Here is a 26,238-nt window from a genome sequence, read left to right on the forward strand (position 1 = left end):
GGCTCGGGGATACGCTCACGGACATGGCTGATGCGACTCCCCGACCCATCCCGGTCGCCCTGTCCACGGCCTCCGTGTACCCGCAGTCGACGGCGACCGCCTTCGCCATCGCCGGCCGCCTCGGCTACGACGGCATCGAGGTCATGGTCTGGACCGATCCGGTCACCCAGGAGGCCGGCGCGCTGAGGGCCTTGTCCGAGCATCATGGCCTGCCCGTGGTCTCGATCCACGCCCCGACGCTGCTGCTCACGCAGCGGGTCTGGGGCAACGACCCGTGGACCAAGATCGACAAGTCCATCGAGCTGGCCCACGACGTCGGCGCGAAGACGGTCGTGGCGCACCCGCCCTTCCGGTGGCAGCGCGATTACGCCCGCACCTTCGTCGAGGGGGTCGCGCTGCGTGAGCACGACTCCGGCATCCGGATCGCCGTCGAGAACATGTTCCCGTGGAAGGCGGGCCGCGGCGAGATGCAGGCCTACCTGCCGCACTGGGATCCGGTGGAGCAGCCCTATGACAACGTGACGATCGACCTGTCGCACACGGCCACCGCCGGGTCGGACGCCCTCGACATGGTCCGTCGTCTCGGGTCGCGCCTCGCCCACATCCACCTGGCCGACGGCTCGGGCGCGACGCTCAAGGACGAGCACCTCGTCCCGGGTCGCGGGACGCAGCCGTGCGCGGAGGTGTTGGCGCACCTCACCGAGAGCGGGTTCGACGGGGCGGTCGTCCTCGAGGTCGGCACCCGCAAGCTCGTGTCCGAGTCGCGCGAAGGGGACCTGCGCGAGTCGCTCGACTTTGCCCGCGCCCACCTTGGGGCGCCGGCGACGACGCCATGACGCTCACCCCGCCGCCGGCCGTCGTGATCGAGGGGCTGCGCGTCATCCGCGGTGGTCGCACGGTCATCCCCGACCTCGATCTCGTCGTGCCGACGGGGTCGGTCGTGGGGCTGCTCGGGCCCAGCGGCAGCGGCAAGTCCACGGTCATCCGCAGCATCGTCGGCGTGCAGATCGTGGCCGGCGGCACCATCACGGTCCTCGGCGAGCCTGCCGGGTCGCCGACGCTGCGTCGCCGCGTCGCCTATGTGACCCAGTCGCCGAGCGTCTACGGGGACCTCACCGTCCTCGAGAATGTCCGTTACGTCGCCCGGATGCTCGGCCTCGCCGACCCGGATCGCGCGGCGGCGGCCGCGGTCGCGGAGGTCGACCTCACCGCTGCGGCGCATGATCTGGTCGACCGGCTCTCCGGGGGCCAGCGCAGCCGCGTCGCCCTCGCCGCCGCCCTCGTCGGCCAGCCGGATCTGCTCGTCCTCGACGAGCCGACCGTGGGACTCGATCCCGTCCTGCGCCGTGACCTGTGGGCCCTCTTCGGTCGGCTCGCGGCCGCTGGCCGCACCCTGCTCGTGTCCAGTCACGTGATGGACGAGGCGACCCGCTGCGATCGCCTGATCCTCCTGCGCCACGGTGACGTCCTCGCCGATCTCACCCCCACCGAGCTGCTCGACCGCACCGGCGCCATCGACCCCGAGCGTGCCTTCCTCGCGCTCATCGAGGGCCACGAGGCGGGCGCCTCATGACGCCGCGGCGCACCCTCGCCACCACCGCCCGGATCCTCCGGCAGATCCGGCGCGACCACCGCACCGTCGCCCTCATGCTCGTCGTCCCGGTCGTGCTCATGGGCCTGCTCGCGTGGATCTTCGCCGACACCCCCGTCTTCGACCGGATCGGCGCGGCTCTCCTGGGCGTCTTCCCCTTCGTCGTGATGTTCATCGTGACGTCGGTCGCGACCCTGCGCGAGCGCATGTCGGGCACGTTGGAGCGGCTTCTGACGACCCCGATGGCGAAGGGGGACTTCATGTTCGGCTACGCCCTCGCCTTCGGTTTCATGGCCGTCGTCCAGGCGCTCGTGACGACCGGATTCGCCCTCTGGGCCTTCGGCCTCGACGTGGCGGGACCGCCGTGGGTGCTGTGGCTCGTGGCCGTCGTCGACGCCGTCCTCGGGACGGCGCTCGGGCTGCTCGCGAGCGGCTTCGCGCGGACCGAGTTCCAGGCGGTGCAGATGATGCCGGCCTTCGTGCTGCCGCAGTTCCTCCTGTGCGGCCTGCTCGTACCGCGCGACCGGCTCCCGGGGGTGCTCGAGGTGCTCTCCGACGTCCTGCCACTGTCGCACGCCGTCGATGCGATGCAGCAGGTCACGCAGCTGACCGACCCCCTTCCCGAGATCGGCACCAACCTCGCGGTGATGGCCGCCTGGATCGCCGTCGCGCTGGCCCTCGGCAGCCTGACGCTGCGTCGCCGCACGGACTGAGCGCCGGTCGCCGCGTGATCGACGCCGCGACCCGATGTCCGTGCGCCTCGCGAGCGCCTACGGTGGGCGCGTGCGCCATCTCCTCGTCATCACCAATGCCGACGCCGGCAGTTCGGACGCCGACTCCATCGAGGCGGCCGTGACCCGACTGCGCCGCGACGCCGAGGTCGACACCGCGGCCACCAGCGATCTCGACGAACTCCGGTCCATCCTGCAGGAGGTGGGCGACCGGGAGGTCGTCATCGCCGGCGGTGACGGCTCGCTGCACGCGGCCATCGCCTGCCTCGCCGACCTCGGCGCCTTCGGTGACCACCTCGCGGCGGAGCGGGTCGGCCCGGCCGAGCACGCCGCCACGGACACCTCGGAGGTGCCGCGCCCACCGGTGCTCGGCCTCATCCCGCTCGGCACGGGCAATGACTTCGCCCGGGCGGTGGGCATCCCGCTCGACCCGGTGGAGGCCGCCGAGGCCCTGCTGGCCCACGAACCGACCCCCGTCGACCTCATCGTCGACGACGAGGGTCACGTCGTCGTCAACGCCGTGCACGTCGGGATCGGGGCGGACGCCAACGCCAAGGCTCGACCCTGGAAGGCGGTCCTGGGCAAGGTCGGGCTCGGCGCCCTCGGCTACGGCATCGGCGCGTTGGGGGCCGCGGTGTCCGCGACGGGATGGCGCCTCGAGGTCGTGGCCGACGGCGAGATCCTCTCCGACGGCTCGACCCCGATCCTCCAACTGGGGCTCGCCAACGGGCGCTCGGTCGGTGGTGGGACCGAGCTGGCGCCCGAGGCGCTGCCCTCCGACGGCCGCGCGGACCTCGTCCTCTCCGAGGCGGTCGGCCCGCTGGCCCGCCTGCGCTACGGCGCCAAGATGCGCGAAGGTCGCCACACCGAGCTGCCCGACGTGCGGCTGGAGCGGGTGCGGCACGTGCGCGTGCGCGCCCTCGAGGGCCACTTCCGGGTCAACGCGGACGGCGAGTTGAGCGACCCCGTCACCGAACGCACGTGGGTCGTGCGCCCGGGGGTCTTCCTGCTCAGCCACCCGCCGATGGACTGACGCGTCGAGGGCGATCCTGCTGCTCCCACTAGGCTGGCCGGACCCGACGAAGGAGTGCCCGTGGCCCTCGGTGACCGCGCCCGTGACGCCGTCACGCGGTTGTCCCGCAACGAGATCGTGCGCCGCCACGTCGTGCAGTCCACGCAGGCTCGTGAGGTCGCGACGCGATTCGTGCCGGGGCCGGACGCGAGCGACGCGGTCGATGTCGCGGCCCGACTTCGCCTGACCAACCGCAGGGTGACGGTGCGTCACCTCGACTACGGCCCGACCACGGCCGAGTCGGCCGCGGCCACGCGGGACGAGGCCGTGGCCGTGCTCGCCGAGCTGTCGGCGCAGGGGCTGTCCGAAGGGGGCTGGGCGGAGGTCTCGCTGTCGCCGGCCGCGCTCGGGGCCGGCCTGCGCGATGGGGACCGGATCGCCCTGGACCACGCACGGACCATCTGTGGGGCCGCGCAGGGTGCGGGGGCGGGCGTGACCCTCGACGCCGCCGACCACACGAGCACGGACGGGATGTTCGCGCTCGCGGAGGCGTTACGGCCCGACTTCCCCGGCATCGGGGTCACCGTCCAGGCCCAGCTGCACCGCAGCGAGGCCGACTGCGCCGATCTCGTCGGAGAGGGCTCGCGGGTGCGGCTCATGGTCGGCGAGAGCCTGGAACCGCGCTCCGTCGCGTGGCGGGACGACAACGAGGCGCAGCTCGCCTTCGTGCGGTGCGCCCGCCTCCTCGTCGCGGGCCGCGGGACCCCGATGATCGCGACACACGAGCCGCGACTGCTCGAGGTGGTCACGGCGCTCGCCGATCACCACGAGCGCCAGGATGCCGTCGAGTACCAGATGCTCTGTGGCATCCGTGATGACGCGCAGCGGCGCCTGGCCGACGCGGGGAAGCGGGTGCGCGTCCTCGTGCCCTTCGGTGACCAGTGGTACGGCTACCTGGCCCGCCGCGTCGCCGAGCGCCCCGTCACCGCGGCCTACTTCGCCCGGGCACTCGCCACGGGCCGCTGACGAGACCACGAACGACGAAGGAGCAGACATGGGAACGGTGGCACTCTATGGAGCCGGCGCGATGGGGGAGGCCCTGCTCGCGGGGCTCCTCGACGGTCGGGACGCGGCAGACGTCGTCATCACGGAGAAGCGTGCCGGGCGCGCCGACGAGCTCCGTGAGCGCTTCGGCGTGCGCGTCCTCGACCAGGCGGAGGCGGCCCGCGAGGCCGACATCGTCCTCGTCGTCGTCAAGCCGTACGACGTCGTCCCGCTGCTGGAGGACATCGCGGATGAGCTGCGCGACGACGCCCTGGTGCTGTCCTTCGCCGCCGGGATCACGACGGCGACGCTCGAAGGGGCGCTGCGCCCGGGCACGGCCGTCGTCCGGATCATGCCCAACACCCCCGCCCTCGTCGGCCAGGGCATGTTCGCCCTGAGCCCCGGCAGCGCCTGCCCCGACGAGCGCCTCGCCGAGGCGACGGAGCTCGTGTCCGGGTCGGGACGGGCGGTCGTCGTGCCGGAGTCGCAGCAGGACGCCGTCACGGGTGTCTCCGGCTCCGGACCGGCGTACGTCTTCCACGTCATCGAGGCGATGATCGAGGCCGGGGTGGGCCAGGGCCTGCCCCGCGACGTCGCCACCGAACTGACGGTCCAGACGGTGCTCGGGGCGGCGACGTTGCTCCGGGAGTCCGGCCAGCACCCGAGCCTGCTGCGCGAGCAGGTCACCTCGCCGGGTGGCACCACGGCCGCCGGCCTCGCCCAGCTCGATGCGCACGGCGTCCGGTCCGCCTTCGCCGCCGCCGTGGGCGCCGCCGCGCGTCGCTCCGCGGAGCTGTCCGGTGACTGAGGCCGCACCCACCCCGGACCTCACGGTCGCCCGGACGTCACCGGAGGCCTGGCGTGACCTGCGGGCGGTCCGGTTGTCCATGCTGCTCGACACCCCGCTGGCCTTCGGGAGCACGTATGCCCGCGAGGCCGCGTTCACGGAGGCCACATGGCGCGAACGCGCGGCGGGGCTCACCTGGATGGCCCGCAGCGGCGACCTGCCGGTCGGCAGCGTGACTCTCTTCCGCCCCGAGGAGGTGCCCGCCGACGAGATCGTCCTCGTCGGGATGTGGGTGGCCGCGCACGCCCGGGGCGGGCCCGCGGCCGCGGCTCTCGTGGACGCCGCCGTCCTCCACGCTCGCGGCCTCGGGCTGCGCCGGGTGCTGCTCGACGTGGCGGAGCAGAACACCCGGGCGGCCGCCTTCTATCGGCGGTTGGGGTTCCGCCCGACCGGGCGGGTCGGGGTCCTGCCGCACTCGTGCAACGTGAGCGAGCTCGAGATGGCGCTCGCACTGGACGGTTGAGAGCACCCCACGAGTGAACGTCTGGTGGCCGCACTCCCGGACGTCGGGTCCGCGTGGGAGAGTAGGGCCATGGCTGACATCACCGTGCGCGCCCTGACCGAGGACGAGTGGGAGACCTACCGTGACGTGCGTCTTGCGGCGCTGCGGGAGTCCCCGGAGGCCTTCGTGGCCACCGTCGACGAGGAGGCCGCCTACGACGAGGATCTCTGGCGCACCCGGATGGCCCGCTCCCAGCGGCTCCTGGCACAGGTGGACAAGGCCCCCGTCGGCGTCGTCAGCATCGGCCGGACCGACGTCGAGGAGGACCGCACGGCCGAGCTCTTCGGCCTGTGGGTCCACCCCGAGTGGCGCGGCAAGAGCGTGGCCGCCACGCTCGTGCGTCGCGGCGCGGAGGAAGCCCACAACGCGGGGCTCGAGCGCCTCGCCTACTGGGTCGGCTCGGACAACGGGCGGGCCGTGGCCTTCGCCTCGAGCTTCGGCTTCCGCCCCACGGACGATCGGCGACCCATGCGGGTGCGCGACGGCGACGGCGACGAGGAAGAGGTCGCGATGATCCTCGCCCTCGGCGAGGACCGCGGCTGACGCTGCGGTTGGCGAACCCTGCGGTTGGCGGACCCGGCCTGTCGCTCAGGGACGGGCCGCGAGCCGTTCGATGAGTTCGGTCGGCCCCGACACGATGAGCGTGTCGTGCGGGGCGACCTTCGTCTCCGGCTTGGCGTAGGTGAAGTCGGACCCCGGGGCCTTGACCCCCACGATCGTCACGCCGTACTTGCTGCGGATCTCGCTCTGCGCCAACGTGAAACCGATCGCCTCCTGCGGCGGTCGCATCTTGACGATCGCGAAGCCGTCGTCGAACTCGATGTAGTCCTGCAGCTTGCCGTTGACGAGGTGTGCGACGCGCTTGCCCGACTCGGCCTCGGGACGGACGATGTGGTGGACGCCGATCCGGGTGAGGATCCGCGCGTGCTCGGGGGTGAGCGCCTTGGCCCAGATGACCGGCACCCCGGCGTCGACGAGGTTGACGGCCGCGAGGACCGACGCCTCGATCGACGAGCCGATGCCGACGACGGCCAGCTTGAACTGACGAGCCTTGATCTCCTCGAGGATGTGGACCTGGGTGGCGTCGGCCTGGATCACCTTCGTCACCCGCCCGAGGAACTGCTCGGCCAGCACCGGGTTCTTCTCGAGGGCGACGACGCGGTGCCCGAGTCGGGTGAGCTCGATCGCGGCCGCGCCGCCGAAACGGCCGAGGCCGATGACGAGGACGTCGTCGTCGTAGAGGCGGTTCTTGCTGATCATCGTGGCTCCGGCGGTCTGCATGACGAGTGGTTGCTTCACCGACCCTAGTCGGCAGGTAGCGTGCGGCCATGGTCTCAAGGACGAGCGTGGTGTGGGGTGCCGACTTCCTCAAGTACAACTTCGGACCCGGACACCCCATGGCACCGCTGCGGCTGGATCTCACCCAGCGGCTCTGCTCTGCCCTCGGGATCCTCGACGACGTCGACGTCATCGACCCGGCGCTGCCGAGCAACGCCTACCTCACGCAGCTGCACGACCCGGCCTTCGTCGCCGCCGTCCGGGCCGCCTCGGAGGACCCCGGGGTCGCCGACGCGGCCTTCGGGCTCGGCACGGAGGACGTGCCCGCCTTCCTCGGGATGCACGAGGCGAGCGCCCGCATCGTCGGAGGAACGCTCGAGTCCTGCCGCCGAGTCGCCTCGGGCCAGAACCTGCACTCGGTGAACTTCACCGGAGGCATGCACCACGCGATGCCCGGGCGTGCCGGTGGCTTCTGTGTCTACAACGACATCGCCGCCGGGATCCGAGAACTGCTGGACAGCGGATTCGAGCGGGTGGCCTACATCGACATCGACGTCCACCACGGGGACGGCGTCGAGGCCTACTTCTGGGACGACCCTCGAGTGCTGACGGCCTCGATGCACGAGAACGGACGCGCGCTCTACCCCGGCACGGGCTGGCCGACCGAGGTTGGCGGGAGCGGCGCCGAGGGGTCCGTCGTCAACGTCGCCCTCCCGCCGGGGGTGCGTGACTCGGCGTGGTTGCGGGCCCTCAGCGCGAGCATCGTGCCTGCCGTCCGCGCCTTCAAGCCGCAGGTGATCGTCAGCCAGCACGGCTGCGACTCCCACAGTCAGGACCCGTTGGCGCACCTGCAGATCAGCGTCGACGGCCAGCGCGCCGCAGCCGACGTGATCCACCGCCTCTCGCACGAGGTGTCCGACGGTCGCTGGGTCGCGGTCGGGGGCGGCGGCTACGAACTGGTCAGCGTCGTGCCGCGCGTCTGGGCACACCTCGTCGGCATCGCCGGGCACACCCCGGTCTCCCCGGCGACGTCCATCCCACAGGAGTGGCTCGACCACGTCGAGACCCACCTCGGGAAGGAGGGGCCGGCCACCATGGGCGAGCTCGCCGAGGGTGACCTGCCGATCTGGGTCCAGCCGTGGGAGATGGGCTTCAACCCCCACTCCGAGGCCGATCGCGCCATCGTCGCGACGCGCGAGGCCGTCTTCCCGCACCTCGGCCTGGACATCTGGTTCGACTGATCGGATTCAGTCGGCGGGGTGGCCTCCGGCGTGTCGGCTGGACTTGGGTGGAACAACTTGCTCCACCCACTTCCCACAAGTCACAGCAGCCCCTATGGTTACCTCCAGTGTCGTCGTAGATGTCCGCCGGAGGGGAAGCCGGCGATGCGACGGTGCGGAAGATCGAGGTCCATTCATGTCCACTGAGCGTCAGCTCGCCGAAGTGCGGTTCCTGACCGTCGCCGAGGTCGCCTCGATCATGCGTGTGTCGAAGATGACCGTGTACCGCATGGTTCACGCCGGAGAGCTCCCCGCTGTCCGGGTGGGCCGGTCGTTCCGGGTGCCGGAGGATGCCGTCGACAAGTACCTGCGGACCTCCTACGTCGACACCGCCTGAGCGCGGACGAGTTCCAGGCAGGCGCCGACCCCCTCGATGGGGTCGGCGCCTGCTCTCGTTGGGACGACATGGCGGGGGTGCGTTTTGGGCCGTGGGGTCGAGGCGGCTAGCATGTCCCTCTGACTGTTGCCAGTGGTGCGTTGCTCGTGTCACTGCCGAGTAACTGACCGCATACTGAAGGACGTCACATGGGTTCTGTCATCAAGAAGCGTCGTAAGCGCATGGCGAAGAAGAAGCACCGCAAGCTGCTTCGCAAGACGCGTCACCAGCGCCGCAACAAGAAGTGATCGGTCCTCGCGACTGAACGGAAGGCCCCGCACGAGAGTGCGGGGCCTTCCGTCGTCCGCGGGCCAGGGACACTAGGCTGCCTCTCGCTGGCGCTCGCCGGCGGCGATTCCTGCGCGGAACCGATCGAGAGGATGCCCATGGCCGACGTGGTCCTCATCACCGGCGTGTCCCGCCACCTCGGCGGCGCCTTCGCGCGACGCCTCTCCACGGATGAGTCGGTCGGGCGGATCATCGGTGTGGACGTGGTCCCGCCGCCGCACAGCATCGGACGGGCCGAGTTCGTCCGGGCCGACATCCGCAGCCCCATGATCGGCCGGATCATGGACGCCGCTGGGGTCGACACCGTCGTGCACATGAGCGTCATCGCCACGCAGGCGGGCGGTGCCAGCCGGACGGCGCAGAAGGAGATCAACGTCATCGGGACGATGCAGCTCCTGGCCGCCTGTCAGAAGTCGACCACGCTGCGGCACATCGTCGTGAAGTCGACGGCGGGGGTCTACGGGTCGAGCCCCAAGGACCCAGCCATGTTCACCGAGGACATGAGCGCGCGGCGCCTGCCGACCTCCGGCTTCGGCAAGGACTCGGTCGAGGTCGAGGGCTACGTGCGTGGGTTCAGCCGCCGCCGCCCCGATCTGGGCGTCTCGATTCTCCGGTTCGCCAACGTCATCGGGCCCGAGATCCGGACGGCCTTCACGGACTACTACTCGCTGCCGGTGGTCCCGATCCCCTTCGGCTACGACGCCCGGCTCCAGTTCGTCCACGAGAAGGACTGCGTCGGGGCGCTCCACCGGGCCGCCCGCGTGTCCGAGGGTGTGGGGGTCGTCAACGTCGCCGGCGACGGGGTCATCACCGTCAGTCAGGCCGCGGCGCTCGCCGGCCGTGCCCACGTCCGGGTGCCCCCACAGTCGTCTGCGCTCATCAGCCAGATGCTCGCCCGTGCCGGGGTCATCGGCTACACGTCCGACCAGATCAAGTTGCTGACCTTCGGGCGGGGGATCGAGACCACGCGGATGCGCACGGTGCTGGGCTATGAACCCGAGTTCACCACGCGCGGCGCCTTCCTCGACTTCGCCCGTCACATCCCCGTGCCGGTGTGGCGCAGTGCATCGAGCGCGGCCGGCAGCGCAGCCCTCGGCGCCGCGGGGAGCGCCCTGCACGCCGTCACGGAGTTGCTGCCCTCGAGGAGTGAGGATTGATGGCCACCAGCAAGAAGACGGTCGCCGCGCCCACGCCCGCGGCCAGGAAGAGCGCCGCGACGAAGGCGACCGCGGCCAAGAAGTCCACGACCAAGAAGGCCGCCACGCCGAAGGCGGCCGCTGCGACGAAGGCCACCGCGGCCCAGAAGGCGGCAGCCGGCAAGGGCACGACCAAGAAGGTGGCGACGAGGGGTGCCTTCGCTGCCGGTGCGGCCCGCGCCTCCGGCGAGCGAGCCCGCCGCGCCCACACCCCACTGCTCGCGGAGACGGCCTCGAAGGCGGCGGAGCAGGCCGCGCCGGCTTCCGGGCCGACCGCGCCCGCAGCCACGACGGCGGCACCCGCCGCGAAGTCGCACCGACCTTCTCCTCGGGCGACCCCGGTGGCCACCAAGCGCACCGCCGCCACCTCCGGCGCGGCGCGGCGCACGCGCTCCGCGACTGAGCGCCGTCCGGCCCCGGCGAAGGTCGCTCGCGCCCGGCGGAGCGCGAAGCCCGCGGTCGACCGTCCGCTGAGCGTGGTGCCCGACGCACCCGCCACGTCGGCGCCGTCCGCCCCGGTCACGGCGCAGCGTCCCGACCGCTCGTCGGCGAGCGGTTACCGGCCCGAGCCGCTGCGGCCCGCCTCGACGACGGCGTCGTTGGCGACCGACGGGGGCGACATGGTCCAGGTCCTCATCGCCAGCCTGCGGATGGCGGCGTCCTCGATCGGGTGGTCCACGGACGAGGCCGAGCGCCAGATTGCGGCCCTGCTCGCCTTCCTGCGTCGGCGCCTCACCGGCGACTACGAGGTGGACGAGTTCGGCTTCGATCGCGACTTCACGAACGAGGCCTTCTTCCCGCTGATGCGGCCGCTCTACCGCCACTGGTTCCACATCGAGGTCCGGGGCATCGAGAACATCCCGTCCGACGGCGGGGCCCTGATCGTCTCCAACCACTCGGGCACCGTCGCCCTCGATTCGCTCATGGTCCAGCTGGCCATCCATGACGAGCACCCGCAGCACCGCTTCCTGCGCATGCTCGGCGCGGACCTCGTCTTCAGCCTGCCCGTCGTCGGCGACGTGGCGCGCAAGACGGGTGCGACGCTGGCCACCAACCCGGATGCCGAGCGCCTGCTGAGCAGCGGCGAACTCGTGGGCGTCTGGCCCGAAGGCTTCAAGGGCGTCGGCAAGCCGTTCCGCGAGCGCTACAAGCTGCAGCGGTTCGGTCGCGGCGGGTTCGTGTCCGCGGCGCTGCGCTCGGGAGTCCCGATCATCCCGTGTTCCGTCGTGGGGGCCGAGGAGATCTACCCGATGATCGGGAACCTGCGGTCGCTCGCACGGCTCTTCGGCCTGCCCTACGTGCCGATCACGCCGACCTTCCCCCTGCTGGGTCCGCTCGGTCTCATCCCTCTGCCGAGCAAGTGGATCATCGAGTTCGGGGCGCCGGTCGACACCGCGTCCATGGGCGCCGAGGCCGCCGACGACCCGATGCTCGTCTTCGACCTCACCGACCAGGTGCGCGAGACGATCCAGCAGACGCTCTACAGCCTGCTCATGTCCCGTCGATCGACCTTCTTCTGATGGGCGCCGGGGCGCAGAGCGAGGCCGGCGGCTGGACCCCGACGGCGCGGATCTCCCTCGTGACGAAGCCGGGGTGTCACCTCTGCGAGGTGGCCCGCGAGATCGTCGACGGCGTCGCCCGGGAGACCGGCGCGAGCGTCGAGGAGGTCAACGTGCTCGACGACCCGGAGTTGCTCGAGCGCTACGCCGAACTCATCCCGGTGACCTTCGTCGACGGGCGGCAACACGACTACTGGCGAGTAGACCCGGAGCGGCTGCGGGCCGCCCTTCGTTGATCGACACGCAGGCCTGAGCGACCCCTGCCGGGTCTGCCGTTCACGGTGTGGTAGCGACTTTGTGCATCCCTTCACAAGCGCGTACTCTGGGCGGCGTCGTGCCGGTCTCGTCGCCGCCTGTGGCGAGGTCCCCGTGAGAGGAGCCACGCGCCAGTGACTGTCGAGCCCAACGTCCGACGGGGGATCCCGGATGCGACCGTGGCTCGACTTCCCGGATATCTGCGGGCTCTGAATTCCCTTGCGTCCCAAGGCATTTCCTCCGTGTCCTCGGAGGAACTCGCCGAGGTCTCCGGCGTCCGGTCGGCCAAGCTGCGCAAGGACCTCAGCCAGCTCGGCTCCTACGGTGTGCGCGGTGTCGGCTATGACGTGGCCAACCTCAGCCTCGAGATCTCCCGCGAACTCGGCCTCACCCAGGACTGGCCCGTCGTCATCATCGGCATGGGCAACCTCGGGCGGGCGCTGGCCGACTACAGCGGCTTCGCCACGCGCGGCTTCCAGATCGTCGCCCTGCTCGACCGCGACGAGTCCGTCATCGGCGAGAAGATCGGTGCCCTCACCGTCCAGCCGATGTCCGTCCTGTCCGAGCTCGCGGACGCGGGACGCGTCTCCATCGGTGTCATCACGACGCCTGCCGCCTCCGCCCAGGTCGTCTGCGACGCCCTCGTCGAGGCGGGCGTCGGTTCGGTGCTCAACTTCGCCCCCTGTGTCCTGTCCGTGCCCGCGGGGGTCGAGGTGCGCAAGGTCGACTTGTCGACCGAGCTGCAGATCCTCGCCTTCCACGAGCAGCGGAAGTCGGCCGCGCCGGTCGAGGAGGTGGCCCGATGAGCCTCGTCGTCCTCGGCCTCAGCCACCACGCCGCCCCGATCGACCTCCTCGAGCGCGCGGCGCTCGACGCGCAGCGCCGCGGGCTGCTCGCCGACCAGCTCCGCGCCAGCGACCACGTGCGGGAGAGCCTCGTCGTCTCGACGTGCAACCGCACCGAGCTCTACGCCGACGTCTCGACCTTCCACGGTGGCGTCGACGACCTCACCGACGCCCTCATCGAGACCACCGGCGTCGACCGGGAGGCCCTGGCCGAGCACATCTTCCTCGCCTACGAGGATGGCGTCGTCTCGCACGCCTTCTCGGTCGCGGCGGGTCTCGACTCGATGGCGGTCGGCGAGGCCCAGATCCTCGGTCAGCTGCGGACGGCGCTCGTCGAGGGCCAGGACCGCGGTGACGTCGGGGGAGTCCTCAACGGTCTGATCCAGCACGCGCTGCGGGTGGGCAAGAAGGTGCACACCGAGACGGGCATCGACTCGGTCAGCCGCAGCCTCGTCGAGACGGGTCTCGCGCGCGCCGCGCGGAGCGTGGCGACGCCGGAGGAGGACCAGCGCGACCTCACCCATCGCCACGTCCTCGTGGTCGGCGCCGGCGGCATGAGTTCCCTCGCCGCCCAGACGGCGCTGAGGGCGGGCGTGGCCTCCCTGACCATCGTCAACCGCACCCACTCCCGCGCCGTCACCCTCGCGGACCGACTCGGCGTGCAGGCCCGGCCGATCGAGGAGCTCCCGCAGGCGCTCACCGATGCGGACGTCGTGATCTCGTGCACCGGCTCGACCGGCCTCGTCGTCGACCTGACGCTCGCCGGCGACGCGCAGGTCGCCCGCGGTGGTCGCCCCCAGCACTACCTCGACCTCGCCCTGCCCCACGACATCGCCCCCGAGGTCGCCAGCTTGCGCGGCGTCGAGCGCTCGGGGCTGCGCGAGCTCGGCGAGGACCTCGCCGGCGTCGAGACGGCGCCGGAGGTCGAGGCGGCACACGCCCTCGTCACCCAGGAGGTCGCGACCTACCTCGAGGCGCGCGCCGTCGACCGCGTCGTGCCCACCGTGACGGCGCTGCGGGCCCGCGCCCAGAGCGTGGTCAACCGTGAGCTGGACCGACTCGATCAGCGCACCCCGCACCTTCGTCAGGAGGACCGCGACGAGGTCAAGCTGGCCGTGCACCGGATCGTCGAGAAGCTGCTCCACACGCCGACCGTGCGTGTGAAGGAGATGGCGGCCGACGGCTCCATCAACCACTACGCCGACGCCATCAACGAGCTCTTCAACCTCACGCCCGAGGACCTGAACTCCTCCCGGCTGCCGGCCCCGACGAAGGACGCGTCATGAGTGCCGCACTGCGCCTGGGCACGCGGCGCAGCCTCCTCGCGACGACCCAGTCCGGTCACGTCGCGGACATGCTGCGCGCGCTCGGTCACGAGGTCGAGCTCGTCGAGATCGTCACCGAGGGCGACGTGTCGACCGCCAGCCTCGCGAGCCTCGGCGGGGTGGGCGTCTTCGCGAGCGCCCTGCGCCAGGCCCTCCACCGCGGTGAGATCGACCTCGCCGTGCACTCGCTCAAGGATCTCCCGACCACCCCCGAGGACGGGCTGGTCGTCGCGGCCGTGCCGCCGCGCGAAGACCCCCGGGATGCCCTCGTGGCGCGGGACGGCCTCACCCTCGGGGAGCTGCCCGCGGGGGCCGTCGTCGGGACGGGTTCGCCCCGCCGGCGCGCGCAGCTCGCGGCGCTCGGACTCGGGCTCACCTTCCAGGACCTGCGCGGCAACGTCGACTCTCGGATCACGCGCGTGCGCTCGGGTGAGCTCGACGCGGTCGTCCTCGCCCGTGCCGGGCTCTCCCGCCTCGGTCGCGCCGACGAGATCACCGAGAGCCTCGACCCCATCCAGGTCCTGCCTGCCCCCGGCCAGGGTGCTCTCGCGGTCGAGTGCCGCGCCGACGATGACGCCGTGCGGGCTCTGCTCGCCCGGATCGACGACGCCGACACCCGCGCCTGCGTCGAGGCCGAGCGGGCCCTGCTCGCCCGACTGGAGGCCGGCTGCGCCGCGCCCGTCGGCGCGCTCGCCGAGGTCGTCGAAGGCGTGGACGGACCCGAGCTGAGCCTGCGCGCGGTCGCCTCCGCGACGGATGGGTCCTCGGACGTCCGCCGCTCCTTGACCGGAGCCGTGGCCGACGCCGCGGACCTCGGTCGCCGCCTCGCGGACCTGCTCATCGACGACGGGGCCGCCGGCCTCATCGCCGCGGCCAGGCCGGATGCGGCAGTGGCCGCCGACGAACCCACTCGACCATCCGGCGTCCCATCCGGGGCGGGCGGTCAGCAGCCGCCCGCCGCCTTCGCCGCATCCGCCGATCACCCCACTGCCGAAGAGAGTGCCCAGTGAGCTCCCGCAGGACCACCCCCTCGAACCCCATCTCCCGAGCGAAGGTCGCGCACGTGGCCTTCGTCGGCGCCGGTCCCGGCGACCACTCTCTGCTGACCATCGGCGCGGTCGAGCGGCTGCGTGCCGCGGACGTCGTCGTCCTGGACCAGTTCAGCCGGGAGGACGTGCTGGCACCCTTCGCCCGCGAGGGCGTCGAGATCATCGATGCCGGCCACGGCGAGCACGGCCAGACCCTCACCCACGCCAGCCGCGCCAAGGTGCTCGTCAAGGCCGCGAAGTCGGCCCCCGGCGGCCTCGTCGTCCGGCTCATGGATGGCGACCCGTCGACCTTCAACGGTCTGGCCGAGGAGGCCCTCGCCCTGACGAAGGCGGGCATCGAGTTCGACATCGTGCCCGGCGTCAGCGCCGCGTCGGCCGTCCCCGCCTACGCGGGCGTGCCGCTGACGACCGCCAAGTCCGGCGGGGTTCACATCGTCAGCCTCGGCGGTGGCCACCGCGCCGACTTCTCCGGCTGTCTGTCCGACAAGGTCACCGCCGTGCTCCTGGGCAACGCCGAGGCGCTCGCGCAGGGCCTCACCGAGTTGCTGCGCGTCGGCCGCGCCGGGGACACCCCGGTGGCCCTGACGGAGAAGGGGACCACCACCTCCCAGGCGACCTGGACGACCACGCTGGCCGAGGCCGCGGCGCTCGCCGAGCGCATGGAGGCCCCGACGCTGGCCATCGTCGGTCCCACGGTGGACCTGCGCGGTGACCTGTCCTGGTACGAGACGAAGCCGCTCTTCGGCTGGCGCGTCCTCGTGCCCCGCACGAAGGACCAGGCCGGCGCCACGGTCGACCGACTCGCCTCCTTCGGTGCCACGGCCGACGTCGTGCCGACGATCAGCGTCGAGCCGCCGCGCACCCCCCAGCAGATGGAGCGCGCCGTCAAGGGCCTCGTGACCGGCCGCTACGAGTGGGTCGGCTTCACCTCCGCCAACGCCGTGCGTGCCGTGCGCGAGAAGTTCGAGGAGTTCGGCCTCGACGCGCGCGCCTTCTCCGGTCTCAAGATCGCCGCGGTCGGTGGCGTCACCGCCGAGGCGCTGCGCGAGTGGGGGATCAACCCCGACCTCGTGCCGTCCGGCGAGATGTCGGCCAAGGGGCTGCTCGAGGACTGGCCGCCGTACGACGAGGTGCTCGACCCGATCAACCGGGTCTTCCTGCCGCGCGCCGACATCGCGACCGACACGCTCGTCGCCGGGCTGCAGGAGATGGGCTGGGAGGTCGACGACGTCACCGCCTACCGCACGGTGCGTGCGGCGCCGCCGGCGGCACCCGTCCGCGAGGCGATCAAGGGCGGCGCCTTCGACGCGGTCGTCTTCACGTCGAGCTCCACGGTGCGCAACCTCGTCGGGATCGCGGGCAAGCCGCACCCGCAGACGGTCGTCGCGTGCATCGGGACGGCCACGGCCAAGACGGCGGAGGAGCACGGCCTGCGGGTCGACGTCCTCGCGCCGGAGGCCACGAGCGATGCCCTCGTCGACGCGCTGGCCGAGCACGGCCGGTTCCTCGCCTCGGAGGCGCGGGAGACGGGCACCGAGGTCGTCCGTCCGAGCCTCCAGCGCAAGGGCGGCGCCCGACGCAAGGCGAAGGGCTGAGCGTGAGTCAGCAGGGCGCCTTCCCCATCGTCCGTCCTCGCCGCCTGCGGCAGTCGCCGGCGGTCCGCCGGCTCGTCGCCGAGCACCGGCTGCACCCGGCGGAGTTCGTGCTGCCCGTCTTCGTGAGGGAGGGCCTGAGCGAGCCGGAGCCGATCTCGAGCATGCCGGGCGTCGTCCAGCACACCGTGGACTCGCTCGTCGAGGTCGCGCGCGACTGCGTGGCCGCCGGCGTCGGCGGGATCATGATCTTCGGCGTGCCGCTGGTCAAGGACGCGATCGGCAGCGGCGGTGACGATCCCGAGGGCATCCTCAACGTCGCCACGCGCGCCGTCGTCGACGCGGTCGGGGACGACCTCGTCGTCATGACGGACCTGTGCCTCGACGAGTTCACCGACCACGGTCACTGCGGCGTGCTCGCCGACGACGGTCGCGGCGGTGTCGTCGTCGACAACGACGCGACGCTCGAGCGGTACGCCGCGATGGCGCTGGCCCAAGCCCGGTCCGGGGCCCACGTCCTCGGGCTGTCCGGGATGATGGACGGCCAGGTGGCCCACGTGCGCGCGGCCCTCGACGCCGAGGGTTTCACCGACACGATCCTGCTCGCCTATGCCATCAAGTACACGTCGGCGCTCTACGGGCCCTTCCGCGAGGCGGTCCAGTCCTCGCTGCAGGGGGACAGGGCGACCTACCAGCAGGACCCGGCCAACGCCACGGAGTCGCTGCGGGAGCTCGCGCAGGACGTCGCGGAAGGGGCGGACATGGTCATGGTCAAGCCCGCCGGGCCGCACCTCGACATCGTCGCCGCGGCCGCCGGCGCATCGCCGGTGCCGGTCGTCGCCTACCAGATCTCCGGGGAGTACGCGCAGATCGTCGCCGCTGCGGAGCAGGGCTGGATCGAGCGCGAGCGCACGATGATGGAGTCCCTGATGCACATCCGCCGAGCCGGGGCGGGCATCATCCTGACGTACTTCGCACTCGAGGCGGCCGCCGTGCTCGATCGGCAGCGCTGACCCGCCGCCCTCCCGTGTGGGGCCGCTGATGTCCACGACTCGGGGGGAAGGCGGCCGAGCGGCCGCCGTCGTTGAAAGTTGAATGTTCAACTACGGGGTCAATCTGTGCGATACTGCCCCCATGTCCGGGGATGACGCACGATGGTTGACGACTGAGCAGCAGAATCACTGGCGGGCCTACCTGCGCGGTTCCCGCCTTCTCGAGGTGGCGCTCGATGACGAGCTCGCGCCCTTCAAGACCCAGATCACCGAGTACGAACTGCTCTCCATGCTGTCGGAGTCGCCGGGTGGTCGCAGCCGCATGGCGCAATTGGCCGATGCCATCGTCCAGTCCCGCAGCCGGGTCACCCACACCGCGTCCCGCCTCGAGCGTCGCGGCTGGGTCCGCCGCGAGGCGTGCGCCGATGACCGGCGCGGGATCGAACTCGTCCTGACCGATGCGGGCCGCGAGGCGCTGCTCCGGATGGCCCCCGCACACGTCGGGTCGGTCCGCCAGCATCTCGTCGACGTCCTGAGCGACGAGGAGTTCGCCGCCCTGGGCCGGGCCATGGCCATCGTCCGCGACTCGTTGCGCCCGGAGCACCACGAGATTCGCGCCGCTGACTGAGGTGGCCGACCGGCGAGCGCTGACCGACGAGCGCTGACCGACGAGCGCCGCGGTCGCTCGGGTGTGCGCCTGAGACAATGGCGCCCATGACCACGCCGTACCCCGCAGACGTCCCCGCCTCCCAGGCTCTCTTCGAACGCGCCCGCGCCGTCACCCCCGGTGGGGTCAACTCACCAGTCCGGGCCTTTCGTGGTGTCGGCGGCACGCCGCGGTTCATGGCGAGCGGTGCCGGGGCCTGGCTGACGGACGTCGACGGCCGTCGCTACGTCGACCTCGTCGGGTCATGGGGCCCGATGATCCTCGGGCACGCGCACCCCGAGGTCCTCGAGGCGGTGACCACCACGGCCGCCCGCGGGTTCTCCTTCGGCACCCCGAGCGAGAACGAGGTGGCACTCGTCGAGGAGATCGTCGACCGGATCGAGCCCGTCGAGCAGGCGCGCCTCGTCTCGAGCGGCACCGAGGCGACGATGAGCGCCATCCGCCTGGCGCGCGGCTTCACCGGCCGGACGACGATCGTGAAGTTCGCCGGGTGCTACCACGGCCACGTCGACTCCCTGCTGGCCTCGGCGGGCTCGGGCGTGGCGACCTTCGCCCTGCCCGACTCGGCCGGGGTGTCCAAGGCGGAAGCCTCCGAGACCATCGTTCTGCCCTACAACGACCTCGCCGCCGTCGAGGCCGCCTTCGCCGAGCGCGGCAGCGAGATCGCCGCCGTCATCACCGAGGCCTCGCCGGGCAACATGGGTGTCGTACCGCCGGCGCCCGGGTTCACCGAGGGCCTGCGCCGGATCACGGCGGCCCACGGGGCCCTGCTCATCAGCGACGAGGTGATGACCGGGTTCCGCTGCAGCCGCGCGGGTTGGTACGGCCTCGAAGTGCCCTACGAGTCCGGGGCGCCCGACCTGTTCACCTTCGGGAAGGTGATGGGCGGCGGATTCCCCGCGGCTGCCTTCGGTGGTCGTGCCGACATCATGAGCCGGCTCGCGCCGGACGGCCCCGTGTATCAGGCCGGGACCCTCTCGGGGAACCCCGTCGCCACGGCCGCCGGTCTGGCCACGCTGCGGCTGTGCACGCCCGACGTCTACGCCCGGCTCCAGGTCGTCGCCGACACCCTGTCCGGCGCCGCCTCCGAGGCCCTCACCGCGGCGGGCGTGCCGCACGTCGTCCAGCGGGCGGGGTCGATGTTCAACGTCTTCTTCCGCGAAGGCGCCGTCACGAACTACGACGAGGCGCGCGATCAGGACACCGCCGCCTTCGCCGCCTTCTTCCACGAACTGCTCAGCCGGGGGGTCCACCTGCCGCCGAGTGCCTTCGAGTCGTGGTTCGTCAGTGCGGCCCACGACGACGAGGCGATCGCCCACGTCCTCGACGCTCTGCCGCACGCCGCAGCCGCTGCGGGACGTTCAGGATCGGGTGCGACAATCGGCGCATGAGCGACCCCACTGCCACGCCCGAGCCCGAGTCGGGCACCGACGTCCGGTCGGTGTCCGCGGCGGTGATCGACACGCCGCTGGTCGCCGACAAGGCCACGTCCGAGGCGGTCCGCGGCGCCCAGGAGGCCGAGCACCGGCACGGCGCCGGCAGCCCCGATGACGTCACGGTCGTCCACCTGCTGCGCCACGGCGAGGTGCACAACCCCGAGGGGATCCTCTACGGACGGCTGGACGACTTCCACCTCTCCGAACTCGGACGGGAGATGGCCGACGCCGCGGCGAAGGCCCTCGCCCAGCGCGACGTCACGCTCATCGTCTCCTCGCCGCTCGAGCGGGCCCAGGAGACGGCCGTGCCGACCGCGTCCCACTTCGGCCTCACCCCGCTCATCGACCCGCGCGTCATCGAGGCGGGCAACAAGTTCGAGGGCCTGAAGGTCGCCGGCGGCAAGAACCTCTTCCGCAACCCGCGGCACCTTCTCTGGCTGTACAACCCGACGAAGCCGTCCTGGGGCGAGCACTACAGCGCCATCGCCAAGCGGATGACCGAGGCCGTCGAGGACGCCCGGGACGCCGCCCGCGGCAGCGAGGCCGTCATCGTGTCGCACCAGTTGCCGATCTGGACGATGCGCGCCGCGGTCGAGGGGCGCCGCCTGTGGCACGACCCCCGCCGCCGCCAGTGCAACCTCGCGTCACTCACGAGCCTGACCTACCGCGGCGACCAGATCGTCGATGTCGCCTACAGCGAGCCGGCCGGCCACCTTCTCGCGCGCGCCAGCTCGGTCGCCGGGGCATGACCGGGCCGTTCCCCCGCCTCGCCCGCGTGGGCGTTGCGGGTCTCGCCGGACTGGCCCTCGCCGTCGGCGTGAGCGGCTGCTCCGCCGACCCGAACTCGGCCGCCGAGCAGGCGAAGTCCGGCGACAACAAGGGCTTCATCTCGGGGTCTGGCACCTTCGAGCAGATCCCCGCCGGCGATCGGGCCGAGCCCGTCAAACTGGCGGGGGAGACGTTGGACGGTGGCAGCTGGGACGTGGCCGACCACCGCGGTGACGTCGTCGTCGTCAACGTGTGGGCCTCGTGGTGCGGACCGTGCGTGGCCGAGGCGCCGGAGCTCAAGGCGGTGCACGAGGCGACGAAGGAGGACGACGTCGAGTTCGTCGGCATCGACTCTCGCGAGCCGCCCGAGAACGGTCTCGCGCAGCAGAAGGCGTGGGGTCACACCTACCCCTCCCTGACCGATGAGTCCGGCACCCTGGTGCTCGCCCTCCAGGGCAAGGCTGCCGCGACCCCCACGACCGCCGTCCTCGATCGCGAGGGCCGGATCGCCGCCGTCGTGCTGGGCGCCGTCACGGAGTCGACGCTGACCGGCCTCGTCGAGGACACGCTGGCCGAGGGCGCCTGACGTGGGCGGACTCGTCGCCGACGGCTCGCTCCCGCTGGCCGTGCTCGTCGCCGCACTCGCGGGACTGGTCTCCTTCGCGAGCCCCTGCGTGCTGCCGCTCGTCCCGGGGTTCCTGGGCTACGTCACCGGCCTGTCCGACGTCGCGCTCGAGCGACGCAGTCGGGGCCGGATGGTGCTCGGCGCGGCCCTCTTCGTGCTCGGCTTCTCGGTCGTCTTCCTGCTCGGCACGATCTTCATCGCCGGCGTCGGACGTTCCCTCGTCGAGCACCGTGAGACGTTGCAGCGCGTCGGCGGGGCGCTGCTGATCGTCCTCGCCTTCGTCTTCATCGGGTTCGGCGGTCAGCGCACCGTCCGACTCCCGATCAAGCCCGCCGCCGGTCTGGCCGGCGCGCCCGTCCTCGGGGCCGTCTTCGGCCTCGGCTGGGCGCCGTGCATGGGCCCGACGCTGGCGGCGGTCCTCGCCCTCGCCGCGAGCAGCACCGACCCCAGCACGGGCCGAGCCCTCACCCTCGGCGTCGCCTACTGCCTCGGACTCGGGCTGCCCTTCCTCGCCTTCGCCGCCGGTTACGAGCGCATGGGCCGCTGGTCGGGGTGGTTGCGCCGTCACCAGCGAGCCGTCCAGCTCTTCGGTGGGGCGCTCCTGCTCGTCATCGGCGTCCTGCTGCTCACGGGCGGCTGGGAGAGCCTCAACCGGATGATCCAGCGCGAACTCGTGGGCGGCTTCGAGGTGCTCATCTGATGACGGACAAGGACTCGAACGTGACCCGCCGGACCGACCCGCGTGACGTGACCCAGCCCCGCCTGGGCCCCGTGGGCTGGGCGCGCTGGGCGTGGCGGCAGTTGACGAGCATGCGGACCGCGCTCTTCCTCCTGCTCCTGCTCGCGGTCGGCGCCGTGCCCGGCTCGATCTGGCCGCAGCGCTCGCTCGACGCCACGCGGACCGCGGACTACATCGCCCAGCACCCGACCCTGGGCCCGTGGCTCGACCGGCTCGGGATGTTCGAGGTCTACGCCTCGCCGTGGTTCTCGGCGATCTACCTCCTGCTCTTCATCTCCCTCGTCGGCTGTGTCCTCCCGCGTTCGCGTCAGCACTGGGCCGCGATGCGTTCGGTGCCGCCGCGCGCCCCGAAGCGGCTGACCCGGCTGCCCGCCCACGTCGAGATGACCCTCGACGCCACGCCCGCGGAGACGCTCGAGGCCGCCCGGGTCGCGTTGCGCCGCAAGCGGATGCGGGTGCATGCGCACGACGCGGCCTCGGTGAGTGCCGAAGGTGGCTACCTCAAGGAGACGGGCAACCTCGTCTTCCACCTCTCGCTCGTCCTGCTCATCGTCGGGGTGGCCTACGGCCACCTGCTCGGGTGGAAGGCGGACATCATCGTGCCCGAGGGCAAGTCCTTCGCCAGCACCGTGACCCGCTACGACACGTTCGCGCCGGGGCCGTGGGTTGACGAGAGCTCGTTGACCCCCTTCACCATGCGGGTCGACTCGCTGACGGCGACCTTCGAGGACCGGGTGACGAGCAAGGGGCAGTTCGGGCAGCCGCGCAACTTCGACGCCCGAGTGACGACGACCGACGAGCCCGGCGGGGTCGAGACCAAGCGCAAGCTCGCGGTCAACCACCCCGTCGACATCGGCGGCGCATCCGTCTACCTGCTCGGGAACGGCTACGCCCCGGTCATCACGGTGAAGGACGCGAAGGGCGAGGTGCTCTACACCGGGCCGACCCCCTTCCTCTCGCAGGACACGAACTACAAGTCCGTCGGGGCCATCAAGATCGGCGGCGCCACCCCGAAGCAACTGGGGCTCGTCGGGCTGTTCCTGCCGACCGCGATCATCGACGAGGAGACCGGGCCGTCGTCCGTCTTCCCCGATGACCGCGATCCCGCCCTCGCGCTCAGCCTCTACGAGGGTGAACTCTTCCCCGGCGGGCGTCCGCAGTCGGTCTTCACCCTCGACACCGAGAGCATGGACAAGGTGCTCAACGCCGACGGCTCGGACATCACGCGCCTGTGGGTCAAGCCGGGGGACACGGTCACGCTGCCCGGCGGGCGGGGCACGCTGACCTTCGAGAAGGTGACCCGCTGGGCCGGGCTGTCCGTGCGGCACGACCCCGGCAAGACGCTCACGCTGGTTGCCTCGCTCGCCGCACTGGCCGGTCTGATCACCTCGCTGACGGTCAGACGGCGTCGTGTCTTCGTGCGGATCGTCGAGGGCGATGGCGCAGCGGTCGATGGTGTTGGGGCTGGCACCCGCCTCGTCATCGGGGGGATGTCCAAGGGCGACGACGACGGCCTGCAGGACCTCGTCGATGACGTCGCGCAAACCCTCAGCCAACGCAGTGCCACACTGGAGAAGCGATGACGAACGAAACCCTGGCCACGTACGCCAACCTCAGCATCTACTCGGCGATGGGCGTCCTGACGCTCGCCATGATCGGCTACGCGCTCTACCTCGCAGGCCTCGTGCCGCAGCGGGGCGAGGCGGCACTCGCCGAGACCGAAACGCGCGTGCGTGAGCGGGTCGGCAGCGGCGTGCGCTCGGGCGGTGCCGCGGACGGCGGTGTTGCCGGCGTCGCTCCCGTCCACGGGACGTCGGGCCGGGTGGCGCTCGATGCGTCCACTCCCGCTCGCGCGCGGAAGGCGGCTGGTGTCGCCCAGTCGTTGAGTTGGCTCGGAGCCATCCTGCTCGTCGCCGCTGTGGCGCTGCGTGGCCTGTCCGTGCAACGCGCCCCGCTCGGCAACATGCACGAGTTCGCCGTCGCCGGAGCGATGTTCGTCATGGTCGGCTTCTGCCTCTGGGGCCTGCGCCGCGACCTGCGCTGGCTCGGCCTCTTCATCACCGCGCCGGTGCTGCTGACCCTCGGCATGGCCATCACGGTCTGGTACACCGAGGCCGCCGAGTTGCTGCCGTCGCTGAAGTCCTACTGGCTCGTCATCCACGTGACCGTGGCGACGCTGGCCGTCGCAATGTGTGTGCTTGGTTTCGCCGTCACCGCGCTGTACCTCGCCAAGGACACGTTCATCGAGCGCGGCCGCTCCTCCTTCCTCGACCGTCTGCCCGCGGCGAAGGAACTGGAGAAGGCGTCCTACGGCATCCACATCGTCGCCTTCCCCCTGTGGACGTTCACGCTCATCGCGGGCGCGATCTGGGCCCAGGAGGCATGGGGCTCCTACTGGAACTGGGACCCCAAGGAGGTGTGGACCTTCGTCATCTGGGTGGTCTACGCGGCCTACCTGCACGCACGGGCCACGACGACGACGGCGCGGCGCACCGCGGCGTGGATCGCGATCGCCGGCTTCGCGTGCATCGTCATCAACTACACCGTCGTGAACATGTACTTCGTCGGCCAGCACAGCTACTCGGGAATCCAGTGATGATCCGCTACTTCTTGCTCCGCATGCTCGTGTTCTTCGCCTGCCTCGCGGCGCTCTGGCTTGCCGGACTGCGCGAGCGCAACGAGCAGCCCTGGCTCATCGTCGGTGCCGGCGTGCTGTCGATCATCGTGTCCGCCTTCGTCCTGAAGCCGTTCCGCGAGGACGTCGCGCGGCAGCTCGAAGAGCGGGCCGCCCGTCGCATCGACATCCCGGAGGACGCCGTGGACGCGGACTCCGACGAGGCCGCCGAGGACTCCGAGGTCGAGCAGCGCGAGCGCGCCGCGGAGGGCGAGCGGGTGTCCGAGCCCGAGCCGACACGGGAGCGGGCGCAGGGCCGCGACGTCAGCGAAGGCGACGAGTTCCGCTGAGCCGTTCCCCCTCCTGCCACCCGAGTTGTGGACCGCTGATGTCCTTTCCTCGGAGAGGGGCGAAGGGGGTCAGTGCGCGACGACGGGCGGCTCGCCCGGGAGCAGGCCCGCGGCCACGAGGATGGCCCACACGAGCTGGATGAGCCCGGTCGAGGCGAGCACGGGCACGAGCGCCCGGCCGGTCGCGCCGCCGCGGATTGCCCGCACGGCGGGCACGGCCACGACAGCGGCCAGGAGCGAGGCGAGCACCCACGGGTGCGCGATGGCGATGACGAGCCCGCAGACCACGGCGCCGCCGAGCAGGGCCAGATAGAGCTGCCGGGTGCGGGCGTCACCCAGGCGTACGGCGAGGGTGATCTTGTCGTTCTCCCGATCGGTCGGGATGTCGCGCAGGTTGTTGGCGACGAGGATGGCCGAGGCCAGCGCGCCGACGCCGACCGCGCCGAGCACGCCCTCCCACGAGAGCGCGTCCGCCTGGGTCCACTGGGTGCCGAGCGTGGCCATCAGACCGAAGAAGACGAAGACGTAGATCTCGCCCAGACCGCGGTAGCCGTAGGGGTTGTCGCCGCCGGTGTAGCGCCACGCAGCCACCATCGCGAGCGCGCCGAGCGGGATGAAGATGAGGGCGCCGGACAGGGCCACGAGCGCGAGGCCGGCGAGGGCCGCGACGCCGAAGGCGGTGTAGGCCGCGAGCTTGACGTCGCTCGGTCGGGCCAGGCCCTGGCCGACGAGTCGGACCGGGCCGACGCGCTCCTCGTCGGTGCCGCGAATGCCGTCGGAGTAGTCGTTCGCGTAGTTGACGGCGACCTGCAGCGACAGCGACACGAGGAGGGCCAGCAGCGCCAGACCGAGATCCATCCGCCCGAGCTCTTCGGCAGCGGCCGTCCCCACGAGGACCGGGGCGATGGCGGCGGGGAAGGTGCGTGGGCGGGCGCCCGCGATCCACTGGGAGGTGCTGGCCATGGGGGAGGACTCGTTCCGGACGGGGCTGGGGCCCTCAGATCTTACGGAGGAAGTCCGGGTCGTCGTCGGGGCCCCGCGGTCGGGTGGGTCGCGGGCGGGGTCGGGTGCCCGGCAGTCGCGTCTGTGGCGCACGGCCGGCGATGAACCAGGCCAGCGAGCCGACGATGTTGAAGAGCAGGATGATGAAGACCCAGACGATCTTGGGCAGGCCCCGCACGCGGTCCTCCTCCGTCTGGACGCAGTCCACCGCCGCATAGACGGTGATGGCGACGACGAGGATCGCCGGGAGCAGACGGAGCATGTCCCCATCGTCC

30 protein-coding genes are annotated in these 26,238 nt (G+C 71.8%); 27 read left to right on the plus strand and 3 right to left on the minus strand.

Annotated elements, in window-relative coordinates; genetic code table 11:
* The first annotated feature begins 23 nt into the window (after nt 1-23).
* The 8 genes from ACQBAS_RS01960 (at nt 24) to ACQBAS_RS01995 (ending at nt 6,270) form a co-directional block, all read left to right on the plus strand.
* Nucleotides 24-836: a sugar phosphate isomerase/epimerase family protein gene (locus tag ACQBAS_RS01960; protein WP_427384663.1), complete on the plus strand. Its 813-nt coding sequence runs from the start codon at nt 24-26 to the stop codon at nt 834-836.
* On the plus strand, nt 833-1,573 hold the full coding sequence (locus ACQBAS_RS01965) for an ABC transporter ATP-binding protein (protein WP_427384664.1): 741 nt from the start codon (nt 833-835) through the stop codon (nt 1,571-1,573). The genes ACQBAS_RS01960 and ACQBAS_RS01965 overlap by 4 nt, the downstream gene beginning before the upstream one ends.
* A complete protein-coding gene (locus ACQBAS_RS01970) occupies nt 1,570-2,304 on the plus strand; it encodes an ABC transporter permease (protein WP_427384665.1) in 735 nt (244 codons plus the stop codon). The genes ACQBAS_RS01965 and ACQBAS_RS01970 overlap by 4 nt, the downstream gene beginning before the upstream one ends.
* Before the next feature lie 70 nt (nt 2,305-2,374).
* The gene (locus ACQBAS_RS01975) at nt 2,375-3,355 is read left to right on the plus strand and encodes a diacylglycerol/lipid kinase family protein (RefSeq protein WP_427384666.1); all 981 of its coding nucleotides are present in this window, start codon (nt 2,375-2,377) and stop codon (nt 3,353-3,355) included.
* Nucleotides 3,356-3,415: 60 nt separating this feature from the next.
* Nucleotides 3,416-4,360, plus strand: coding sequence for a proline dehydrogenase family protein (locus ACQBAS_RS01980; protein ID WP_427384667.1), 945 nt, complete (start codon nt 3,416-3,418; stop codon nt 4,358-4,360).
* Nucleotides 4,361-4,388: 28 nt separating this feature from the next.
* Nucleotides 4,389-5,186 carry a pyrroline-5-carboxylate reductase gene (proC, locus tag ACQBAS_RS01985; protein ID WP_427384668.1) on the plus strand — a complete coding sequence of 266 codons (798 nt, stop codon included), beginning with the start codon at nt 4,389-4,391 and terminating at the stop codon, nt 5,184-5,186.
* Complete coding sequence (locus tag ACQBAS_RS01990; protein WP_427384669.1) at nt 5,179-5,688, plus strand: GNAT family N-acetyltransferase; 510 nt, start codon at nt 5,179-5,181, stop codon at nt 5,686-5,688. Before proC ends, ACQBAS_RS01990 begins: the two co-directional genes overlap by 8 nt.
* 69 nt (nt 5,689-5,757) lie before the next feature.
* Nucleotides 5,758-6,270 (plus strand): GNAT family N-acetyltransferase, encoded by a 513-nt coding sequence (locus ACQBAS_RS01995; protein ID WP_427384670.1) that lies wholly within the window; start codon nt 5,758-5,760, stop codon nt 6,268-6,270.
* A gap of 45 nt (nt 6,271-6,315) precedes the next feature.
* On the opposite strand, the gene ACQBAS_RS02000 is transcribed toward ACQBAS_RS01995, so the two are convergent.
* Nucleotides 6,316-6,987: a potassium channel family protein gene (locus tag ACQBAS_RS02000; RefSeq protein ID WP_427385561.1), complete on the minus strand. Its 672-nt coding sequence runs from the start codon at nt 6,985-6,987 to the stop codon at nt 6,316-6,318.
* A 68-nt stretch (nt 6,988-7,055) separates the two neighbouring features.
* On the opposite strand from ACQBAS_RS02000, the gene ACQBAS_RS02005 reads away from it, so the two are divergent.
* From ACQBAS_RS02005 to ACQBAS_RS02095, 19 genes are all read left to right on the plus strand, one after another.
* Nucleotides 7,056-8,246: an acetoin utilization protein AcuC gene (locus ACQBAS_RS02005; RefSeq protein ID WP_427384671.1), complete on the plus strand. Its 1,191-nt coding sequence runs from the start codon at nt 7,056-7,058 to the stop codon at nt 8,244-8,246.
* A gap of 175 nt (nt 8,247-8,421) precedes the next feature.
* Complete coding sequence (locus ACQBAS_RS02010) at nt 8,422-8,622, plus strand: helix-turn-helix domain-containing protein (protein ID WP_427384672.1); 201 nt, start codon at nt 8,422-8,424, stop codon at nt 8,620-8,622.
* A 188-nt stretch (nt 8,623-8,810) separates the two neighbouring features.
* Nucleotides 8,811-8,909, plus strand: coding sequence for a 30S ribosomal protein bS22 (locus ACQBAS_RS02015; protein WP_003792170.1), 99 nt, complete (start codon nt 8,811-8,813; stop codon nt 8,907-8,909).
* 138 nt (nt 8,910-9,047) lie between these two features.
* Complete coding sequence (locus ACQBAS_RS02020) at nt 9,048-10,106, plus strand: NAD-dependent epimerase/dehydratase family protein (protein WP_427384673.1); 1,059 nt, start codon at nt 9,048-9,050, stop codon at nt 10,104-10,106.
* Nucleotides 10,106-11,665 carry a 1-acyl-sn-glycerol-3-phosphate acyltransferase gene (locus tag ACQBAS_RS02025; RefSeq protein WP_427384674.1) on the plus strand — a complete coding sequence of 520 codons (1,560 nt, stop codon included), beginning with the start codon at nt 10,106-10,108 and terminating at the stop codon, nt 11,663-11,665. Before ACQBAS_RS02020 ends, ACQBAS_RS02025 begins: the two co-directional genes overlap by 1 nt.
* Nucleotides 11,665-11,940, plus strand: coding sequence for a glutaredoxin family protein (locus ACQBAS_RS02030; protein WP_427384675.1), 276 nt, complete (start codon nt 11,665-11,667; stop codon nt 11,938-11,940). Before ACQBAS_RS02025 ends, ACQBAS_RS02030 begins: the two co-directional genes overlap by 1 nt.
* Nucleotides 11,941-12,093: 153 nt before the next feature.
* Nucleotides 12,094-12,765 (plus strand): redox-sensing transcriptional repressor Rex, encoded by a 672-nt coding sequence (locus ACQBAS_RS02035; RefSeq protein ID WP_427384676.1) that lies wholly within the window; start codon nt 12,094-12,096, stop codon nt 12,763-12,765.
* On the plus strand, nt 12,762-14,090 hold the full coding sequence (locus tag ACQBAS_RS02040; RefSeq protein WP_427384677.1) for a glutamyl-tRNA reductase: 1,329 nt from the start codon (nt 12,762-12,764) through the stop codon (nt 14,088-14,090). The genes ACQBAS_RS02035 and ACQBAS_RS02040 overlap by 4 nt, the downstream gene beginning before the upstream one ends.
* Complete coding sequence (hemC, locus tag ACQBAS_RS02045; RefSeq protein WP_427384678.1) at nt 14,087-15,139, plus strand: hydroxymethylbilane synthase; 1,053 nt, start codon at nt 14,087-14,089, stop codon at nt 15,137-15,139. The genes ACQBAS_RS02040 and hemC overlap by 4 nt, the downstream gene beginning before the upstream one ends.
* Entirely contained in the window at nt 15,136-16,773 is a 1,638-nt protein-coding gene (locus ACQBAS_RS02050; RefSeq protein ID WP_427384679.1) for a uroporphyrinogen-III synthase, read from the plus strand. Before hemC ends, ACQBAS_RS02050 begins: the two co-directional genes overlap by 4 nt.
* 2 nt (nt 16,774-16,775) lie before the next feature.
* A complete protein-coding gene (hemB, locus tag ACQBAS_RS02055; protein WP_427384680.1) occupies nt 16,776-17,783 on the plus strand; it encodes a porphobilinogen synthase in 1,008 nt (335 codons plus the stop codon).
* 121 nt (nt 17,784-17,904) lie between these two features.
* Nucleotides 17,905-18,390, plus strand: a complete 486-nt coding sequence (locus ACQBAS_RS02060; protein WP_427384681.1) for a MarR family winged helix-turn-helix transcriptional regulator — start codon at nt 17,905-17,907, stop codon at nt 18,388-18,390.
* Nucleotides 18,391-18,476: 86 nt separating this feature from the next.
* On the plus strand, nt 18,477-19,820 hold the full coding sequence (gene hemL / locus ACQBAS_RS02065; protein ID WP_427384682.1) for a glutamate-1-semialdehyde 2,1-aminomutase: 1,344 nt from the start codon (nt 18,477-18,479) through the stop codon (nt 19,818-19,820).
* A complete protein-coding gene (locus tag ACQBAS_RS02070) occupies nt 19,817-20,614 on the plus strand; it encodes a histidine phosphatase family protein (protein ID WP_427384683.1) in 798 nt (265 codons plus the stop codon). Before hemL ends, ACQBAS_RS02070 begins: the two co-directional genes overlap by 4 nt.
* The gene (locus ACQBAS_RS02075) at nt 20,611-21,219 is read left to right on the plus strand and encodes a TlpA family protein disulfide reductase (protein WP_427384684.1); all 609 of its coding nucleotides are present in this window, start codon (nt 20,611-20,613) and stop codon (nt 21,217-21,219) included. The genes ACQBAS_RS02070 and ACQBAS_RS02075 overlap by 4 nt, the downstream gene beginning before the upstream one ends.
* A gap of 1 nt (nt 21,220) precedes the next feature.
* Nucleotides 21,221-21,958: a cytochrome c biogenesis CcdA family protein gene (locus tag ACQBAS_RS02080; protein WP_427384685.1), complete on the plus strand. Its 738-nt coding sequence runs from the start codon at nt 21,221-21,223 to the stop codon at nt 21,956-21,958.
* Complete coding sequence (resB, locus tag ACQBAS_RS02085) at nt 21,958-23,580, plus strand: cytochrome c biogenesis protein ResB (RefSeq protein WP_427384686.1); 1,623 nt, start codon at nt 21,958-21,960, stop codon at nt 23,578-23,580. Before ACQBAS_RS02080 ends, resB begins: the two co-directional genes overlap by 1 nt.
* Nucleotides 23,577-24,593 carry a c-type cytochrome biogenesis protein CcsB gene (gene ccsB, locus ACQBAS_RS02090; RefSeq protein WP_427384687.1) on the plus strand — a complete coding sequence of 339 codons (1,017 nt, stop codon included), beginning with the start codon at nt 23,577-23,579 and terminating at the stop codon, nt 24,591-24,593. Before resB ends, ccsB begins: the two co-directional genes overlap by 4 nt.
* Nucleotides 24,593-24,961, plus strand: a complete 369-nt coding sequence (locus tag ACQBAS_RS02095) for a DUF4229 domain-containing protein (RefSeq protein WP_427384689.1) — start codon at nt 24,593-24,595, stop codon at nt 24,959-24,961. The genes ccsB and ACQBAS_RS02095 overlap by 1 nt, the downstream gene beginning before the upstream one ends.
* A 69-nt stretch (nt 24,962-25,030) precedes the next feature.
* On the opposite strand, the gene ACQBAS_RS02100 is transcribed toward ACQBAS_RS02095, so the two are convergent.
* Together ACQBAS_RS02100 and ACQBAS_RS02105 are read right to left on the minus strand one after the other, a co-directional pair.
* Nucleotides 25,031-25,924, minus strand: a complete 894-nt coding sequence (locus tag ACQBAS_RS02100) for a 1,4-dihydroxy-2-naphthoate polyprenyltransferase (protein ID WP_427384690.1) — start codon at nt 25,922-25,924, stop codon at nt 25,031-25,033.
* Nucleotides 25,925-25,958: 34 nt separating this feature from the next.
* Nucleotides 25,959-26,225 (minus strand): PLDc N-terminal domain-containing protein, encoded by a 267-nt coding sequence (locus ACQBAS_RS02105; protein WP_427384691.1) that lies wholly within the window; start codon nt 26,223-26,225, stop codon nt 25,959-25,961.
* Nucleotides 26,226-26,238 lie beyond the last annotated feature (13 nt).

This window comes from Janibacter zhaoxuefangae (assembly GCF_050271985.1).
Lineage (GTDB): Bacteria > Actinomycetota > Actinomycetes > Actinomycetales > Dermatophilaceae.

Excerpts from the sequence above, each read along its gene's own strand:
- ACQBAS_RS02030 (WP_427384675.1), top strand. The coding sequence starts at position 11,665 with ATGGGCGCCGGGGCGCAGAGCGAGGCCGGCGGCTGGACCCCGACGGCG.
- ACQBAS_RS02020 (WP_427384673.1), top strand. The coding sequence starts at position 9,048 with ATGGCCGACGTGGTCCTCATCACCGGCGTGTCCCGCCACCTCGGCGGC.
- ccsB (WP_427384687.1), top strand. The coding sequence starts at position 23,577 with ATGACGAACGAAACCCTGGCCACGTACGCCAACCTCAGCATCTACTCG.
- hemL (WP_427384682.1), top strand. The coding sequence starts at position 18,477 with ATGACCACGCCGTACCCCGCAGACGTCCCCGCCTCCCAGGCTCTCTTC.
- resB (WP_427384686.1), top strand. The coding sequence starts at position 21,958 with ATGACGGACAAGGACTCGAACGTGACCCGCCGGACCGACCCGCGTGAC.
- ACQBAS_RS02100 (WP_427384690.1), bottom strand. The coding sequence starts at position 25,924 with ATGGCCAGCACCTCCCAGTGGATCGCGGGCGCCCGCCCACGCACCTTC.
- ACQBAS_RS02095 (WP_427384689.1), top strand. The coding sequence starts at position 24,593 with ATGATCCGCTACTTCTTGCTCCGCATGCTCGTGTTCTTCGCCTGCCTC.
- ACQBAS_RS02015 (WP_003792170.1), top strand. The coding sequence starts at position 8,811 with ATGGGTTCTGTCATCAAGAAGCGTCGTAAGCGCATGGCGAAGAAGAAG.
- ACQBAS_RS02040 (WP_427384677.1), top strand. The coding sequence starts at position 12,762 with ATGAGCCTCGTCGTCCTCGGCCTCAGCCACCACGCCGCCCCGATCGAC.
- ACQBAS_RS02010 (WP_427384672.1), top strand. The coding sequence starts at position 8,422 with ATGTCCACTGAGCGTCAGCTCGCCGAAGTGCGGTTCCTGACCGTCGCC.
- ACQBAS_RS02070 (WP_427384683.1), top strand. The coding sequence starts at position 19,817 with ATGAGCGACCCCACTGCCACGCCCGAGCCCGAGTCGGGCACCGACGTC.
- ACQBAS_RS02000 (WP_427385561.1), bottom strand. The coding sequence starts at position 6,987 with ATGATCAGCAAGAACCGCCTCTACGACGACGACGTCCTCGTCATCGGC.
- hemC (WP_427384678.1), top strand. The coding sequence starts at position 14,087 with ATGAGTGCCGCACTGCGCCTGGGCACGCGGCGCAGCCTCCTCGCGACG.
- ACQBAS_RS02075 (WP_427384684.1), top strand. The coding sequence starts at position 20,611 with ATGACCGGGCCGTTCCCCCGCCTCGCCCGCGTGGGCGTTGCGGGTCTC.
- ACQBAS_RS02025 (WP_427384674.1), top strand. The coding sequence starts at position 10,106 with ATGGCCACCAGCAAGAAGACGGTCGCCGCGCCCACGCCCGCGGCCAGG.
- ACQBAS_RS01970 (WP_427384665.1), top strand. The coding sequence starts at position 1,570 with ATGACGCCGCGGCGCACCCTCGCCACCACCGCCCGGATCCTCCGGCAG.
- ACQBAS_RS02105 (WP_427384691.1), bottom strand. The coding sequence starts at position 26,225 with ATGCTCCGTCTGCTCCCGGCGATCCTCGTCGTCGCCATCACCGTCTAT.
- ACQBAS_RS01965 (WP_427384664.1), top strand. The coding sequence starts at position 833 with ATGACGCTCACCCCGCCGCCGGCCGTCGTGATCGAGGGGCTGCGCGTC.
- ACQBAS_RS01995 (WP_427384670.1), top strand. The coding sequence starts at position 5,758 with ATGGCTGACATCACCGTGCGCGCCCTGACCGAGGACGAGTGGGAGACC.
- ACQBAS_RS02005 (WP_427384671.1), top strand. The coding sequence starts at position 7,056 with ATGGTCTCAAGGACGAGCGTGGTGTGGGGTGCCGACTTCCTCAAGTAC.
- ACQBAS_RS02060 (WP_427384681.1), top strand. The coding sequence starts at position 17,905 with ATGTCCGGGGATGACGCACGATGGTTGACGACTGAGCAGCAGAATCAC.
- ACQBAS_RS01960 (WP_427384663.1), top strand. The coding sequence starts at position 24 with ATGGCTGATGCGACTCCCCGACCCATCCCGGTCGCCCTGTCCACGGCC.
- proC (WP_427384668.1), top strand. The coding sequence starts at position 4,389 with ATGGGAACGGTGGCACTCTATGGAGCCGGCGCGATGGGGGAGGCCCTG.